Origin of the sequence: Arthrobacter sp. yr096, from assembly GCF_900108925.1 — a bacterium.
Taxonomy (GTDB): Bacteria; Actinomycetota; Actinomycetes; order Actinomycetales; family Micrococcaceae; genus Arthrobacter.
Map to the genome: position 1 here is coordinate 884,267 of NZ_FNYI01000001.1, position 16,017 is coordinate 900,283.

The following is a 16,017-nucleotide window of genomic DNA, read 5'->3' on the forward strand; positions in this document are numbered from 1 at the left end:
GCCTCCGGAGACGACTCATGCCCCCGAACCGGGTGTTCGGGGGCATGAGTCGTTAAGCACGTAGGTCGGTCAGTGCCTGTCTTGGCGCATGATGAAGACTTCCTTGATCAGCAGCATGATGGCTGCCGCCGTCGGGATGGCAATAAGTGCACCCAGCACGCCAAGGAGGCTGCCTCCGGCGATCACCGAGATCACGGCCACAGCACCCGGGACCGCCACGGCACGCTGCATGATGCGCGGCGAGATGAAGTACGCCTCGAACTGCAGGTAGGCGAAGTAGGCGATGGCGTAAACCAGAGCTGTCTGCCAGCCTGCGGTGAGTGCCACCAGAATGACCACCACCGCGGCGATCAAGCCACCAACCAGCGGAATAAATGCCAGCAGGGCGACGACGAACGCCAGCAGAACGCTGAACGGGATGCCCAGGATGGTCATCAGGATGAAAGCGAAGATCGCGTTCAGGAGGGCGACGCAGACCTGGCCAATGACGTAATTGCCCACGGAATCGGTGATTGCCTCGGACAGCGCTTCAACGCGGGGACGGCGGGATCGGGGTGCCAGGCGGTAAGCCCACTTTTTCATGGACGGCAACGCAGCCAGGAAGTAAAGGCTCAGGACCAGGACGATCAGCGAACCGAACAGGCCATTGGCAACGGTGGAACCGAAGCCCACAACGCCGCCGAAAATGCCGCCCATGGCTTCGGGGTCCTTGACGAACTTATCCAGTTCAGTGGTGATCCGGTCACGCACCCCGAACTGGCTGTCAGCGTTGCGGAAGAAGTCAGAGTCCAGGAAGCCGCGGATCCAGTCCGGGGCCTGGCGCACGATTTCAGAGACCTGTTCAACGATGGTGGGAATCAGCGTTGCGAAGAAGCCGGCCACTGCAAGCACCAGTGCCGACACCGAGATGAGGATGCCGGCAGGCCGGGGCACTTTCCGCGACTCGAGCCAGCGGACCACCGGGTCCAGGCCGAGTGCGATGAAGAGCGCGGCCACGATCCACAGGATGAGTTGGGTGGTGTTGCTTGCGATGTAGAACACCGCCAAGGCAATGCCGACTCCGGCGGTCCCCATGAAGCCGACATAGAGAGGGTGCTGGGATGACATCCGCGGGCCGGGCGCGCCAAAACCGTGGTCGTCCTCGGGACGCGGTTTGTCGCGTTCCTCTTCGGCCTCGTCTTCCGGAGGCATCTCAAATCGGACGCGGTTGCGGGCTCCCGGAATGGGCTGCCTTAGTCTGCGGCCAAGGGCAGCCAGGCGTCCGGTACGGACAGGAACCGTAGCAGCGGTGCCGTCCGTGGAGGCATCCACCGCACTTGACCCGGGCTCATCGGCGGGACGGGGCTCCAAGTGGTCTTTCACGCGGTTTAGCTGCCTTTTCATTGGTGGTAAAGGGGCGATCCAGGCACCGGAAGGCCCGGATATCATGATCATCGCCACACTATCAGGACCACTGAATGACGCTACGAAGCCGCGATCGCGGGCATTTCAGGATGTCGTGGGGATCACCACGATCTGACTCTCTCATAACAAAACGGTTACCCTTTAAGTTCAACGACCGCTGATGATAGGTGATCCTGTGCGTTTGAAGACTGCAGCCTTGCTGGTGCTGCTGGGCCTGCTGACGATGCTGGCCGGCATTGGCCAGCTGACTTTCTGGGCTCCCTCCGAGACCGTGACGGCCTCGGTTCCCAGTGATACCAAAGCTGCCCCGCTGACCGTGATCGACCAAAAGTTGATCGCCCTCCATGACGGGCCGGTGAAGATCAAGATCCAGGGTGAAGGAAACTTCATCGTTGCTACCGGGCGCCCGGATGACGTCGAAGCCTGGGTGGGTGACACTGCCCACACCACGTTGACGGGCGTGTCGGCGGACCAGAAGTCACTCGAGGTGAGCTCTGTTGATGGCGAAGCCACTGCCCCCTCACCGGCTGGATCCGATCTGTGGGTCAGCACCGAGGACGCCAGCGGCGAGCTCGACTACACCTGGAATCCGCCGGCAGATGGTGAGTGGTCCCTGCTGGTAGCCGGCGACGGAACCAAGCCTGCGCCGTCGTCGATTTCCATGACCTTCCCGAACAACGCCACCACCCCCTGGGCTGTGCCGCTGATTGTTCTGGGCATCATCATCATCCTGGTGGGGGCGGCCTTGCCTTTCGTAGCGAAGGCCCTCAGCAACCGACGCAAAGACGATGACGATGACGGATCGCACGGTGAGGGCGAAACCACCACCTTGCCTGTGCAGTCGCCAGCCGGCGACGCCGCCCGTCGTCGTGGTGCCGAGACTGAGGGACCCGCCCTGAGGGTCACCGCTGTCGCTGCCGCACTGGCCGCTGTCATGGTTGGCGGGACGGCTGTGGCCGCCCAGGCAACGACGACGCCCGAGGCTACCTCCACGTCCTCCGCTGCGGCCCCCGCAGAAGGCGACGGCGGCACACCTGTCCTCCTGGAGTCCCAGCTGCAGAGGATCCTGGAACAGGTGGCGAGCACGGTTGATGCAGCCGACGCCGCCAAGGATGCTGCCAAACTGGCTCCCCGCGTGGACAAGATGGAATTGCAGATCCGGACGCAGAACTACAAGATCCGTTCGGCTGTTTCGGCCTACGAAGCCCGTATGCCCGTTCGTGCCACCAAGCTTCAGAGCAGCGTTATCAGCACCAAGCGTGAGTGGCCCCGTACCGTCTTTGCCCTGACGCAGGGCGATGGAAACGTCGTGCCGCAGGTACTGACCCTGGTCCAGCTTTCGCCTCGCGAAAACTACAAGCTGTGGGGCAGTGCACCCCTGCAGCCGGGCACCAACTTCCCGTCGTTCCCCATTCCCCGTGAAGGAACCCAGCCCGTGCCGGCCGGGGACAACACTGGTTTGGCTTACAGCGGCAACGAGGCTTTGGGAATCCTGGCCGAAATGCTGACTACGCCTGACTCGCCGAACCGAAGCAAACTGGCGGACGGGCAGTCGTCCCCGTACATCGCGGGCGCCCTTGCTTACCAGGCTGACACTGTGAAGAACGGAACCAGCGCCAACTTCAAGTTCACCCACACCCCTGTAACCAACCAGACAGTGGTGTTGCGAACTGCCGACGGCGGCGCTTTGGTGGTGGGACGCCTGGACTTCGCGTTCGAAGGTACGCCCAAGGCGGCCGGCGACAAGCTTCTGCTGGAGGACGATTCCGCAGTCTTCGCCGGGGGCAAAGAAACCACAACGGGCATGGTCCTGAACTTTGCCGAGTCCGTCGCGGTGTACATTCCGCCGGCAGGCTCTGCTGATCCCATGAAACTCGTGGCCGCGACGCGTGGCCTGGTGGGAGCCAGCTTCAAGTAGGACATGGCCCTGGCAGGGCAGCGGCTAGAGTGGAACGTATGAGTTCGCCCGGATACCGACCCACTCCAGCCGCTGCCAGCCAGCTCAACCTTCGCGGCGCCGTCGACCTCTCGTCGCTGCGCCGCCCGGCCTCGCCGCCGGTGCCTCCCGCTTCGGCTTCGCCGGATGGCGGCGCCCCAGGGGGCGGTGAGCCCGTCGGTGGCGATGCCGGCAAAGCGCCTCTTCGCGTGGATGCCACCGAAAGTAATTTCCAGGATCTAGTGCAGTTGTCTGCGCAGATCCCCGTACTCTTCCTGCTCTGGTCGCGTTACGCGGCCGAATCGCCGGCTGTCCTTGAGGCCGCCGAACGCGTGGTTGAAAGCTACGGCGGCCGTTTGGTACTCGCCGCCGCGGACGTTGACGCTTTCCCGCAGCTCGCGCAAGCATTTCAGGTGCAGGCTGTACCTACAGCCGTGGCCGTGATCAAGGGCCAGCCCGTGCCCCTCTTTCAAGGACCCGCAGATGACGCGCAGATCCGGGACCTCGTGGAAGAACTCCTTAAGGTTGCGGCAGCCAATGGCGTCACGGGGAGCATCGGTGATGGCGCCCCGGGTGAAGACGCCGAACCCGCACCGCTGCCACCGCTCCATCAAACGGCCATCGATGCCATCGAAGCCGGTGATTACGCAGCAGCTGCTGCGGCCTACAAGCAGGCCCTCCTGGAACAACCCGCAGATGCCGATGCCAAGGCAGGCCTTGCCCAAGTTGATCTGATGGCCAGGTTGGAAAACCTCTCCGCCCCGCAAGCAGACAGCCTCCGCGACCTCGCCGCGCGGGAACCGGACAACATGGACGCCCAGCTTGGCGTCGCCGATCTGGACGTCTCCGGTGGGCACATTGAAGACGCCTTCCAGCGGATCATCACGTTTATCGGCAGGAATTTCGGGCCTGAGCGTGAGACTGCGCGTGTCCGGCTTCTTGAGCTCTTCGAGGTAGTGGGAACCCAGGACGAGAGGGTGGCCAAGGCCCGCCAGGGGCTCGCGAGGGTTCTCTTCTAGTGCCGTCCGCGCTGTTTTCTCCACTGCAGCTGCGCTCTCTCACCGTGCCTCACCGCGGCTGGGTTTCGCCCATGTGCCAGTACAGTTGCCACCCGGAAACCGGAGAGGGTGTCCCCAACGATTGGCACCTGATGCATCTGGGCTCCTTTGCCGCCGGCGGTGCCGGGCTGATCATGAGCGAGGCAGCCGCGGTCAATCCGGCAGGCAGGATCAGTCCGCTGGACGCCGGCCTGTACAGCGATGCGCAGGCCGAAGGCTGGGAACGCATCATCCGTTTTGTCCATCAGCATGGCGCCGTGGATTGCAAGATAGGGGCCCAGCTTGCCCACGCCGGACGCAAGGCATCGACGTACTGGCCGTTTTCCGGCCGCTCGGGTTCCGTTCCAGGGTCCGACGGCGGATGGGTCACCGCCGGGCCGACGAACCAGCCGTTCGATGGCTACTCCGAACCGGCGGCGATGAGTGAGGCCGAGATCCAGGGCGTCGTGGCCGACTTCGCGGCGGCCGCTTCCCGCGCAGTTGCAGCGGGCTTCGACACCGTTGAAATCCACGGTGCGCACGGTTACCTCCTGCATCAGTTCCAGAGCCCGCTCATCAACACCAGGACGGACAGCTGGGGTGGGAGCGAGGAGAAGCGGAACAAGCTCATGCTCGCTGTGGTGGATGCGGTGAGGGCTGTCATCCCTGATTCCATGCCGCTCCTGCTGCGGATCTCCGCGTCCGACTGGGCTGAAGGCGGAGTGGACGTCGGGATATCGGTGAGGCTGGCGCGTGCTGCCGCTGAGCGGGGCGTCGACCTGGTGGATGTTTCCAGTGGCGGTGCTGTGGCGCACCAGCGCATCCATGCTGTTCCCGGCTACCAGGCCGGGTTCGCCGAGCAGGTCAAGCGCGAGGCGGGCGTCCCCACGGGTGCGGTGGGACTGCTGACGAGTGCCACGCAGGCCGAGGACCTTGTTGCCAACGGCCGGGCTGATGCTGTCTTCATGGCCCGTGCAGCGCTGCGCGATCCGCATTGGTGGCTCAGGGCTGCCTACGAACTGGGCCACGACATCACGTGGGTTCCGCAGTACGAACGTGCCGTTCCCCGCCACGGCTTCTAGAACGGTAACGGGCTCACGATTGCGAGGTTAGGCTGGTCACATGACGGAACCACGCCATGAAACCACGCCCATGTCCGCGCCGCCTCAATTTCCCGTGCCGCCACAGGGTGATGTGCCGGCACAAGGTGGGACGCCACCCCGCGCCGCCGCGCCGCTCGGCCACCAGGGTGCCCCCGGCGATGCTCCGCTGGCCGCACTGTCCATTCGTGGCCTGGCCAAGCGGTTCGGGGACAAGATTGCCGTGGATGGCGTGAGTCTGGAGGTGCCTGCGGGCTCGTTTTACGGGATGGTTGGTCCCAACGGCGCCGGCAAAACCACGACACTTTCGATGGCCACCGGCCTTCTCCGTCCCGATTTTGGGACTGCGTTGATCCACGGCGTTGACGTTTGGGCGCGGCCGCTGGAAGCCAAAAAGCTCATGGGCGTGCTGCCTGACGGTGTGCGCCTCTTTGACAGGTTGACGGGCGAACAGTTGGTCACGTATTCCGGACTGCTCCGCGGCATGGACCGCGATGTGGTTGCTTCACGGGTTTCGGAACTTTTGGCGGCCCTTGACCTTGAGGCCGACGCCGGTTCCCTGGTGGTTGATTATTCTGCTGGCATGACCAAGAAGATCGCCTTGGCCTCAGCACTGATTCACGCGCCGCGTCTCCTTGTCCTGGACGAGCCGTTCGAATCAGTGGATCCCGTATCCGCTGCGAACATCCGCGGGATCCTGGAGGGATACGTCTCTTCCGGAGGCTCCGTCATTGTTTCCAGCCATGTGATGGATCTGGTGCAGCGCATGTGCAGCCACGTGGCGGTGGTGGCCGGTGGCCGCGTTCTGGCGGCGGGGTCCGTGGACGAGGTCCGTAACGGTTCCACCTTGGAAGAGCGCTTCGTTCAGTTGGTGGGCGGCGGACACCGGACGGAGGGGCTGGAATGGTTGCGCACCTTCTAGGCCTCAAGTGGCGCCTTCTCCTCAACGACTTCAAGCGAAGCCCCTGGCAGTTGGTGGGCATGGCCCTGGGTCTGTTGTATGCGCTGGGAGTCTTGTCCCTCCTGATTGGCGGGTTGGTGGCCCTGCGTTGGGCCGACGCCGAACTTGCCCATACCGTGGTGGTGCTGGGCGGCGCGGCCACAGTTTTGGGTTGGGCCATCATCCCGCTAGTTGCATCTGCTGCGGACATGACCTTGGATCCTGCCCGGTTCACCACCTTCGCGATTCCGCCGCGGCAACTCCTGACTGGCCTGGCCCTCGCTGGCTTCATTGGCATTCCTGGCCTGGCCACCCTGCTGGCGGCCCTGGGCACCGTGGGAACATGGTGGCGCAGTGTTCCTGCTGCCTCCGGGGCGTTGCTTGGCGCAATCCTGGGTGCCCTCACCTGCGTGGTGTTGTCCAAAGTAGTAACGACGGCAACTGCCGGTCTGGCATCCTCGCGGCGTTTCAAGGACGTCAGCAGCATCATCGTGTTCATACCACTGGTGCTTCTGGGGCCCATCATGGTGGGAATCGTCGACGGCGTCCGTGGCAGTGCCGACTACCTGCCGGTGCTCGCCCGCACGCTGTCCTGGACACCTCTTGGTGCGCCGTGGTCCCTTGGTGGCGATCTTGAATCCGGCAATGCTGGAGCGGCAGGCCTGAAAGTCCTGATTTCCGCAGCGACCATTGCCGGCTTGCTCCTGTGCTGGCATGTTCTGTTGCAGCGGGCGTTGGTGACGCCCCCGTACTCCGGAGGGTCATCAAAGAAGGGCGGAAAACTTGGGCTGTTCGGCCTTCTCCCGGGAACTCCGGCAGGTGCAGTTGCTACCCGTGCTTTGATCTACTGGATGAAGGATCCACGGTACGCGGCATCCTTGGTCATTGTTCCGCTGTTCCCTGTCCTGTTTTTCTTCAGCGGATCACAGAGCGGCAGCTACGGCCTGCTCATGATCCTGGGGCCTCTGACTGCTTTCGTCATGGCGTGGTCCATCTGCGCTGATGTCTCGTACGACAACACGGCCTTCGCCCTCCATCTTGCCGCTGGGGTCCGCGGAATTGACGACAGGCTGGGCCGTGCCCTCGCCTGCCTGGCAATCTCCCTTCCGGTTGTTTTGGTCTTCACTGTTGGGCCGTTGTTCGTCACGGGGGATTGGCAGTGGCTGCCGAACCTCTTGGGCCTGTCGATCGGAACACTCCTCACTGGCCTGGGACTCTCCTCGGTCATCTCGGCCCGCTACAACATCGCCGTGCCTTTGCCGGGCGACAGCCCGTTCAAGAAGCCGCCGGGAAACGTCGCCCAGACCCTGGCAGTCCAGGCGGTAGGGATGGGCGTCCTGGCCCTCCTGCTGATCCCGGAGCTGGCGCTGGTGGCTGTTCAGGCCTTCAGCGGAGGCCCGGGGGCCGGATGGATCAACCTCGTAGTTGGTCCCTTGCTCGGCGTCATATTGTTCGTCGTCGGCGTCCGCCTCGGGGGAAAATGGCTGGACGCGCGGGGCCCGGAAATGTTTGCCCAGCTCAGCGTGAACCGCTAGCCGCGTAACAACCATGCCCAAAGGTGGGACATGGGATAACGTCTGTTTCAGATAGCTTGAAGACCCCTTACCTAGAAAGGCCGTGACGATGGAAGTTGTCATTCTCCCTGGCACCAAGCAGATAGGTGTGCTTGCCGCCGATGCCATTGAGGCGCTGGTCCGCCGCAAGCCGAACGCAGTGCTGGGCCTGGCAACTGGATCATCTCCGCTGCCTGTCTATGACGAACTGGCGAGTCGCTACGAAGCCGGTGGATTGGACTTCAGCCAGGCCCATGGATTCGCCCTGGATGAGTACGTTGGACTCGAGGCCGGACACCCGGAGTCTTACCGCGAGGTTATCCGTCGCGAATTTACCAACCGCGTGAACATCAAGCCGGAAAATGTCCATGGTCCGGACGGCGCAGCCGAGGATCTGGAAGCAGCGTGCAAGGCCTACGAGGACGCAATCAAGGCCGTGGGTGGAGTGGACCTCCAGATCCTGGGCGTGGGAACGGACGGTCACATCGGGTTCAACGAGCCTGGCTCATCGCTGGCCTCCCGGACGCGGATCAAGACGCTGATTGAGCAGACACGGAAGGACAACGCCCGCTTCTTTGACAGCATTGACGACGTCCCACACCACGTAGTGACCCAGGGATTGGGGACCATCATGGATGCCCGCCATGTTGTCCTGGTGGCCACGGGCGCCCAAAAAGCCCAGGCCGTACGTGACTTTGTGGAAGGCCCTGTGGCTGCTATTTGCGCGGCATCCATTCTGCAGATGCACCCGCACGCCACCATTTTGGTGGACGAAGCTGCCGCGTCATCGCTGAAACTGGCTGATTACTATCGGCACACCTACGACAACAAGCCGGAGTGGCAGGGCCTGTAGACGGTAAGATGTTTGGCATGACTACGCTTCCTCCGGATCCATTCGAAAACGACCCCATGCGCGAGCTTTCCGGAGCCGGAACGTCCACAGCCACCATTGAGCGCGAGGAAACGCGCCAGGAAGTGGAACCCGGCGACCGTGAGCGGTTTTCCCACTACGTCCGCAAGGAAAAGATCATGGAGTCGGCGTTGACCGGCGAGCCCGTCATTGCCCTCTGCGGCAAAGTATGGACGCCGGGGCGCGATCCCCAGAAGTTTCCGGTCTGCCCGGAGTGCAAGGAGATTTACGAAGGCCTCCGCCCCGGTAACGACGGTGGAAAAAACGGCGGCCCGGGCAACTCCAAGTAGTGGGTGGGAAGAGAACACAGGCCCCTTCTGATCGCTGCCGCTTCGCGGTTCGCTGCGGCGTGCCCGGAAAGCCGGGGATAGTTTTCGCTGCCATCAGGCCGGGGGAGTCAGCATGACAGAAACACTTTTTGGCGGTCCATCACTGCCTCCGGCGTACCCGGAACGCGCAGCTTGGGGCACGGCACCCAAGCTGCGCGCCTGGCAGCAGGAGGCTCTTGACCTCTACATGACCCGCAATCCGAAGGACTTCCTCGCCGTGGCCACGCCTGGTGCAGGTAAGACAACCTTCGCGCTGCGCATCGCCACCACACTGCTGGACAGTGGCGTGGTCAACCGCATCACGATCGTGGCTCCTACGGACCACTTGAAGCGTCAGTGGGCGGACGCGGCTGCCAAAGTTGGCATTGCGATTGATCCAAACTTCAAGAACTCCGATGGCCAGCACGGCCGTGGTTTCGTGGGCGTTGCAGTCACCTACGCGCAGGTAGCCAGCAAGCCAATGCTGCATCGTGCGAAGACCGAAGCAGCCCGCACCTTGGTGATCCTGGACGAAATCCACCACGGCGGCGAAGCGTTGTCGTGGGGAGACGGCCTGCGTGAGGCCTTTGATCCTGCGGCGCGGCGCCTGTCCCTGACGGGTACCCCGTTCCGATCCGATACCTCGCCGATTCCCTTTGTTGAATACGCGGAGGACCGTGATGGTATCCGCCGTTCCAAGGCTGACTACACCTACGGTTACGGCAATGCGCTGCGGGACCACGTGGTGCGTCCTGTGCTGTTCATGGCCTACTCGGGCCAGATGCGCTGGCGGACCAGCGCCGGCGACGAAATGGCGGCGTCTTTGGGTGAAGCCGCTGTCACCAAGGACATCACGTCACAGGCGTGGCGAACTGCGTTGAACCCTACGGGTGAGTGGATTCCGGCCGTCCTTGCCGCGGCAGACAAGCGCCTCAGCGAGGTCCGGCGTACGGTTCCTGACGCTGGTGGGCTGGTCATCGCCACTGACCATGATGACGCCCGGGCCTATGCGGGCCAGCTCAAGAAGATCACGGGCCAGTCGCCCACGGTGATTCTCTCGGATGATTCCAAGGCCTCCAGCAAGATCGAAGAGTTCTCCGCGGGGGAGCAGCGTTGGATGGTGGCTGTCCGCATGGTGTCTGAAGGCGTGGACGTTCCGCGCCTCTCGGTAGGCGTCTATGCCACCTCAACTTCAACGCCCCTGTTCTTTGCCCAGGCAGTGGGACGTTTCGTGCGTGCCCGCAAGAGGGGGGAAACGGCGTCGGTGTTTCTGCCGTCCGTTCCGCCGCTCATGATCCTGGCCAACACCATGGAGGCCGAGCGCGACCACGCCCTGGACCGCCCTGAGAAGGACGATGACGGGCTGTTCAGTCCGGAAGAGAACCTCATGGCGGAAGCCAACCGGGAGGATAAGGCCTCGGACGAGCTCACCAAGGGCAAGTTCGAAGCCTTGGACTCCCAGGCGTCGTTCGACCGCGTCCTGTTCGATGGCGGTGAGTTCGGTACGGGCGCGGATATCGGTTCTGACGAGGAACTCGACTTCCTGGGAATTCCGGGACTGCTCGACGCCGAACAAGTAGGCACGCTGTTGCGGCAGCGCCAGCATGAACAGCAGTCCAGGAAGAAGCGCCAGTCACCGCTGGCGGCAGCGGCGTCACCGGCAATCCCCGATCACCGCATGCTCATGGATCTGCGCAACGAATTGGCCAAAAACGTTGCCGCGTGGTCCGCGCGAACCGGTACACCGCACGGCGTGGTTCATACCAAGTTGCGCGAGGTATGTGGCGGCCCGGCGGTTGCCCAAGCCAATGAGGAACAGTTGCAGGCACGCTTGCGTAAGCTCCAGGATTGGTTCATCGGCCGCAAGTAACCGGCTTCGCATCAAATATGCAGGGGAAAATCCAGCAGGTATGGGAAAGGGCGCCGCGGTTGCGGCGCCCTTTCCCATACCTGCTGCACTTGCCGGATCAGCCGCGTTCAACCTCGACGCCGGCCGCTTCCATGTCCTCGAAGGCCTCGGTGAGGTCGTCGGCGATTCCAGCGGTGAGCTCAGCGATGACGGTGGTGGTGTAGCCGGCCTGGACAGCATCCAGCGCTGTCGACTTGACGCAGTAATCCGTCGCCAGGCCCACCACTACTACCTCCTCGACGTCATGGCTCTGCAGCCAATCGTCAAGGCCGATAGCGTCTTCATCCAGGACCTCAGCCACCGCGGCGCCGGCCTTGAGGTCTCCTGAGGGAACGTCGTCCTCAGGAGCAAGGACGCCCTCAAACCCGGAGTAGGCCGCAGTGTACTGGCCCTTGCGGAAGTAGGCCTGGATGTATTCAGGGTCCAGGTCTTCGTGGAGCTCCGCGCCTTTGCTGCGGGCCCGGCAGTGCGGAGGCCAGGAATCAACCATGTCCGGTTCGTCCGAAAAATGCGTGCCCGGCTCAATATGCCAGTCCTGGGTAGCAACGATGTGGTCAAAGTGTTGCTGATTGGCGTCCACGTATTCAGTGATGGCGCTGGCTATTGCAGCGCTGCCTTCGACGGCCAGGGTGCCTCCCTCGCAGAAGTCGTTTTGCACATCGACGATGATCAGGGCCCGGGACATCAGTTCTCCTCGTAGATGGTGGGGATGGCAGCCTCGCCGCGCTGCAGGCGATTGACGACGGCGGGCAGCTCAGCCATGGTGGCTGCGTGCCGTTCCTTGGCCCGGACAACACCCTCGGGGCCCGTCCATCCGGGCAGCACCTCACCATTCTTGACGAAATGCTGAAGCAGGGAACGGTCGTTGCCGTCGTCCTCTGGCCGGTGGCCGATGCCCACGATTTCGTGGGTGGCACGGCCGCGCTCGTTGAGCTTCCGGAGGGCGTATTTGCGTCCGCCCACGCTTGCCTTGTTCTTGGCGGCCTTGGCTACCGAGACGAATTCCCCGGCGTCGTTGGTGCGGCTGACCAGCTTGTAGACCATGCTGGCCGTTGGGGCGCCGGAACCGGTGACCAGCGAGGTGCCCACGCCGTAGGAATCCACTGGAGCGGATTGCAGGGCTGCGATGGCAAATTCGTCGAGGTCGGACGTCACCACGATCCTGGTGTTGACGTTGCCGAGGTCATCGAGCAGCTGCCGGACCCACTGCGCCTGGGCAATGAGGTCGCCCGAATCCAGGCGGACAGCCCCAAGTTTGTCCCCGGCAAGTTCGACCGCGGTGCGTACGGCGGTCTCGACGTCGTAGGTGTCCACCAGCAGCGAGGTCCCGGGGCCGAACGTGGCAATCTGTGCCTCGAATGCTTCACGCTCAGTGTCGTGGAGCAGGGTGAAGGAGTGCGCAGCAGTGCCCACGGTCTTGATGCCGTAGCGCCGTCCGGCCTCCAGATTGGAAGTGCTGGCGAAGCCGGCGATCACAGCGGCGCGGGCGGCCGCCGTCGCCGATTCTTCCTGGGTGCGACGCGAGCCCATCTCGATGCAGGGCCGGGTGCCGGCCGCCGTCGTCATCCTGGATGCAGCAGAGGCTATCGCGCTGTCGTGATTCAGGACGGACAGGATGTACGTTTCCAGGATGCAGGCCTCAGCGAACGTGGACTCCACGATGAGGATGGGGGAGTTGGGGAAGTACGCATCGCCTTCGGCGTAGCCCCATATGTCACCGCTGAACTTGTAGTTCGCTAGGTAGTCCAGGGTCTCCTTGTTGACTACTTTGTTCTGCTCCAGGAATGCGAGCTCGGCCTCGCCGAACCGGAAATCGGCTATGCCTTCCAGCAGGCGTCCGGTACCGCCCACCACACCGTAGCGGCGGCCGTCAGGCAGCCGCCGGGCGAAGGCTTCGAACACCGACCGGCGGTGCGCCGCCCCGGAGTGCAGGGCGGCCTGCAACATGGTCAGTTCGTAATGGTCTGTGTACAAGGAAGTTGCGGGGTGGTCCCACGACGTGGCTCTACTCACGAATTCACTCTAGTGCGAGCCGCCATAGAATGGACAGATGAGCCCTAGCGTTGCGTTTGGCACGGACATCGATGAGCGGACCAAAGCTGCAGAGCAGTCGTCCACCGATGTCCTGACGGCCCCCGATGTCCCTTGGAACCTTGTGATCTGGAATGATCCCGTGAATCTCATGAGTTACGTGAGCTACGTGTTCCAGAGTTACTTCGGCTACTCCGAGTCCAAAGCACACAAGCTCATGATGGAGGTCCACAAGAAGGGCCGGTCCATCGTGGCGCACGGCAGCAAGGAACAAGTGGAGCAGCACGCGGTTGCCATGCACGGGTTTGGTCTGTGGGCCACCGTGGAAAAGGCTGCAAGCGGCAACGAGACACCCGGAAAGGGCGGCCGCCAACGTGGCTAAGGCATTCAAGTACGGACTCAAAGGCATCTCCGGGTACCTTGAGCCCGCGGAGCGCGATCTCCTGCGCGGACTGTTGGACGATGTCATTTCGATGCTGGAGCAAGACGTCCGGGAGAACGAGGACCCGTTGGCGGCGCTGATCGGCCTGGACATGGACGTGAAGCAGCCAACCGACAGGGCTCTTCTGCGGCTCCTCCCCAACGTCATGAAGGACGACGACGGCGGCTCCCTGGAGTTCCGGCAACTCACCGAACGCTCGGTGCGGGAAAACAAGATCGGGGCCCTGAAGGCTGCCGCCATGGGTCTGGACAAGGACGACCTCGTCCTGACGCCGGAGGATGCGACGCGTTGGTCCATGGCCCTGAACGATGTCCGCCTGGTGTTGGCTGAACGCCTGGACATCCGGGATGAAGCGGACGCCGAGCACATCCACAGCATGCAGGACTGGAGCCAAGCGGAGGACGTGGAGAGCTACTTGGCCTTGGTTTACAACTTCACCACATGGCTTCAGGAGTCACTGGTGCAGGCCATGCTGGACGCAAGGCAGGCGAAATCCTGATCCGGACGGCCTGTGGAGCAGCCAGCCTTGTGACACATCAGACACGAGGCGGAGACCACAGGTAATGGCCGCACACCGTGGGAAGCCTTATTCTCGAATAATTATGACTTCAGCATCGGGTTCACCAGGCGACGCCCTGGGCAGTGGCGACCCCATCAGCAGCGGCGAACTCGCAGGGCCGCGCCCGATCGGCATTTTCGATTCCGGCGTGGGCGGGCTGACGGTAGCGCGGTCCATCATTGACCAACTCCCCAACGAATCAATCCTGTACGTTGGCGATACCGCCAACGGTCCCTATGGTCCACTCCCCATCGCCGAGGTACGTGCCAACGCTTTGGGTGTCATGGATGAACTGGTGGACTCAGGTGTGAAGTTGTTGACCATCGCCTGCAACTCGGCCTCCGCTGCCGTGCTTCGCGATGCGAGGGAACGCTACACCGCCCGCTACGGCATTCCGGTCATCGAGGTCATCCAACCGGCCGTGCGCCGTGCAGTTTCGGCTACGCGCTCGGGCAGGATCGGCGTCATCGGGACGTCCGCCACCGTCGGCTCGCGTGCCTACGAGGACACGTTTGCTGCCGCTCCGGACCTCACCATCACCTCTGTAGCTTGTCCCGCCTTCGTTAATTTCGTAGAGGCCGGAGTCACCACAGGGCCTGAGCTCCTGGCCGCTGCCAATGAGTACCTGGCCCCGCTGAAGCAAGCTGGCGTGGACACTGTTGTCCTGGGGTGCACGCACTACCCGTTGTTGACCGGCGTCATCTCGTTCGTCATGGGTGAGGACGTTACCCTGGTTTCCAGCGCTGAAGAGACGGCCAAGGACGTCTACCGGGCCCTGGCGAACCACGGCATCCAACGGACAGAGCGCAGTGCCCCCAGCCACGAATTCATTGCTACTGGCGATGCCGCCCAGTTCGAGACCCTGGCCCGCCGCTTCCTGGGGCCCGAAGTGCTCTCGGTGAAGCATGTGGACCATGTGGCAGCTCAGTACCCCACGGGCAGTCTGGCGCGAATCACCCCCGAAATGCTCGAAGCCGCACGTTCAGGATCCGGACTCTCCCGGCGTTCCTACTTCGTGCAACCGGAAGGAACCTCCGCAGGCTCCGGCACAACCATCGGGCGGGGACTGTGAAACTGACCATTGTGGGATGCACCGGTTCCTTCCCCGGTCCTGGATCACCGGCGTCGTGCTATTTGGTGACGGCGCACGATGGTGAGCGCGAGTGGAAGATCGTCATGGACTTGGGTAGCGGTGCCCTGGGTGCCATCCAGCGGTACACCGATCTGGAGGACATCGACGCGATCTTCCTCACACACTTGCACCCGGACCATTGCATGGACCTTTGCGGGCTTCACGTCGCGGTGCGCTGGAAGCCCGGCGGATGGGGTCGCGACCGGTTGCCCGTGTGGGGGCCGGCAGCTACGGCGGACAGGATGGCCACGGCCTATGGGCTGGACCTGGATCCGGGTATGCACGAGGAATTCGACTTCACTCATTGGGCGGAACTCCAACCTGTCACCGTTGGGCCGTTCACCGTCACTCCGTATGCCGTGAACCACCCGGTTGAAGAGGCATATGCGTTGCGTGTCACTGCCACGGAGCCGGGCAAGGACGGTGTCCCCGTCACCAAGATCCTGACCTACTCGGGGGACACGGATTCCTGCCAGGGGCTGGAAGACGCAGCCAAGGGCTCTGATCTGTTTCTGTGTGAGGCAGCTTTCGAGGAAGGCCGGGACGACGACATCAAGGATGTCCACCTCACTGGCAAACGAGCTGGCGAGGCCGCGACAAACGCCGGGGCCAAGCGACTCCTGCTCACCCACATCCCGGTATGGACCTCCCAAACCAAGGTGCTGGCCGAGGCCAAACCTGTCTTCACCGGTGACGTTGCCGTGGCGGTTGCCGGAGTCCACTACACGATCTAGGGGATGAAGCGTCGGGCGCTGC

15 protein-coding genes are annotated in these 16,017 nt (G+C 63.1%); 12 read left to right on the plus strand and 3 right to left on the minus strand.

Annotated features, from left to right (window positions below):
* Positions 1-69: 69 nt before the first annotated feature.
* Positions 70-1,362, minus strand: a complete 1,293-nt coding sequence (locus tag BMY91_RS04140; protein ID WP_090818611.1) for an AI-2E family transporter — start codon at positions 1,360-1,362, stop codon at positions 70-72.
* A 202-nt stretch (positions 1,363-1,564) separates the two neighbouring features.
* Here BMY91_RS04140 and BMY91_RS04145 point away from each other — a divergent pair, with 202 nt between their 5' ends.
* The 8 genes from BMY91_RS04145 (at position 1,565) to BMY91_RS04180 (ending at position 11,058) form a co-directional block, all read left to right on the plus strand.
* Entirely contained in the window at positions 1,565-3,322 is a 1,758-nt protein-coding gene (locus tag BMY91_RS04145; RefSeq protein WP_090818615.1) for a DUF8094 domain-containing protein, read from the plus strand.
* Positions 3,323-3,360: 38 nt separating this feature from the next.
* Positions 3,361-4,359, plus strand: coding sequence for a tetratricopeptide repeat protein (locus BMY91_RS04150; RefSeq protein WP_090818618.1), 999 nt, complete (start codon positions 3,361-3,363; stop codon positions 4,357-4,359).
* The gene (locus BMY91_RS04155; protein ID WP_090818621.1) at positions 4,359-5,459 is read left to right on the plus strand and encodes an NADH:flavin oxidoreductase/NADH oxidase; all 1,101 of its coding nucleotides are present in this window, start codon (positions 4,359-4,361) and stop codon (positions 5,457-5,459) included. Before BMY91_RS04150 ends, BMY91_RS04155 begins: the two co-directional genes overlap by 1 nt.
* A 40-nt stretch (positions 5,460-5,499) precedes the next feature.
* On the plus strand, positions 5,500-6,399 hold the full coding sequence (locus tag BMY91_RS04160; RefSeq protein WP_090818626.1) for an ABC transporter ATP-binding protein: 900 nt from the start codon (positions 5,500-5,502) through the stop codon (positions 6,397-6,399).
* A complete protein-coding gene (locus BMY91_RS04165; RefSeq protein ID WP_090818629.1) occupies positions 6,381-7,952 on the plus strand; it encodes a transporter in 1,572 nt (523 codons plus the stop codon). Before BMY91_RS04160 ends, BMY91_RS04165 begins: the two co-directional genes overlap by 19 nt.
* A gap of 88 nt (positions 7,953-8,040) precedes the next feature.
* On the plus strand, positions 8,041-8,823 hold the full coding sequence (gene nagB, locus BMY91_RS04170) for a glucosamine-6-phosphate deaminase (protein WP_090818632.1): 783 nt from the start codon (positions 8,041-8,043) through the stop codon (positions 8,821-8,823).
* Between the two features lie 8 nt (positions 8,824-8,831).
* Positions 8,832-9,170: a DUF3039 domain-containing protein gene (locus BMY91_RS04175; protein ID WP_089595519.1), complete on the plus strand. Its 339-nt coding sequence runs from the start codon at positions 8,832-8,834 to the stop codon at positions 9,168-9,170.
* A 112-nt stretch (positions 9,171-9,282) separates the two neighbouring features.
* Positions 9,283-11,058, plus strand: a complete 1,776-nt coding sequence (locus tag BMY91_RS04180; protein WP_090818635.1) for a DEAD/DEAH box helicase — start codon at positions 9,283-9,285, stop codon at positions 11,056-11,058.
* A gap of 97 nt (positions 11,059-11,155) precedes the next feature.
* Here BMY91_RS04180 and BMY91_RS04185 read toward each other — a convergent pair whose 3' ends face one another.
* Together BMY91_RS04185 and BMY91_RS04190 are read right to left on the minus strand one after the other, a co-directional pair.
* Positions 11,156-11,782 (minus strand): isochorismatase family protein, encoded by a 627-nt coding sequence (locus BMY91_RS04185; protein WP_090818638.1) that lies wholly within the window; start codon positions 11,780-11,782, stop codon positions 11,156-11,158.
* Positions 11,782-13,110, minus strand: a complete 1,329-nt coding sequence (locus tag BMY91_RS04190) for a nicotinate phosphoribosyltransferase (RefSeq protein ID WP_090818641.1) — start codon at positions 13,108-13,110, stop codon at positions 11,782-11,784. Before BMY91_RS04190 ends, BMY91_RS04185 begins: the two co-directional genes overlap by 1 nt.
* A gap of 37 nt (positions 13,111-13,147) precedes the next feature.
* On the opposite strand from BMY91_RS04190, the gene clpS reads away from it, so the two are divergent.
* The 4 genes from clpS to BMY91_RS04210 all read left to right on the plus strand — a co-directional run bounded on the left by clpS (position 13,148) and on the right by BMY91_RS04210 (position 15,995).
* Positions 13,148-13,510: an ATP-dependent Clp protease adapter ClpS gene (clpS, locus tag BMY91_RS04195; protein ID WP_090818644.1), complete on the plus strand. Its 363-nt coding sequence runs from the start codon at positions 13,148-13,150 to the stop codon at positions 13,508-13,510.
* Positions 13,503-14,069 (plus strand): DUF2017 domain-containing protein, encoded by a 567-nt coding sequence (locus tag BMY91_RS04200; RefSeq protein ID WP_090818647.1) that lies wholly within the window; start codon positions 13,503-13,505, stop codon positions 14,067-14,069. The genes clpS and BMY91_RS04200 overlap by 8 nt, the downstream gene beginning before the upstream one ends.
* 103 nt (positions 14,070-14,172) lie before the next feature.
* Positions 14,173-15,201, plus strand: a complete 1,029-nt coding sequence (gene murI, locus BMY91_RS04205) for a glutamate racemase (RefSeq protein ID WP_371261007.1) — start codon at positions 14,173-14,175, stop codon at positions 15,199-15,201.
* Entirely contained in the window at positions 15,198-15,995 is a 798-nt protein-coding gene (locus tag BMY91_RS04210) for an MBL fold metallo-hydrolase (protein WP_090818652.1), read from the plus strand. The genes murI and BMY91_RS04210 overlap by 4 nt, the downstream gene beginning before the upstream one ends.
* Positions 15,996-16,017 lie beyond the last annotated feature (22 nt).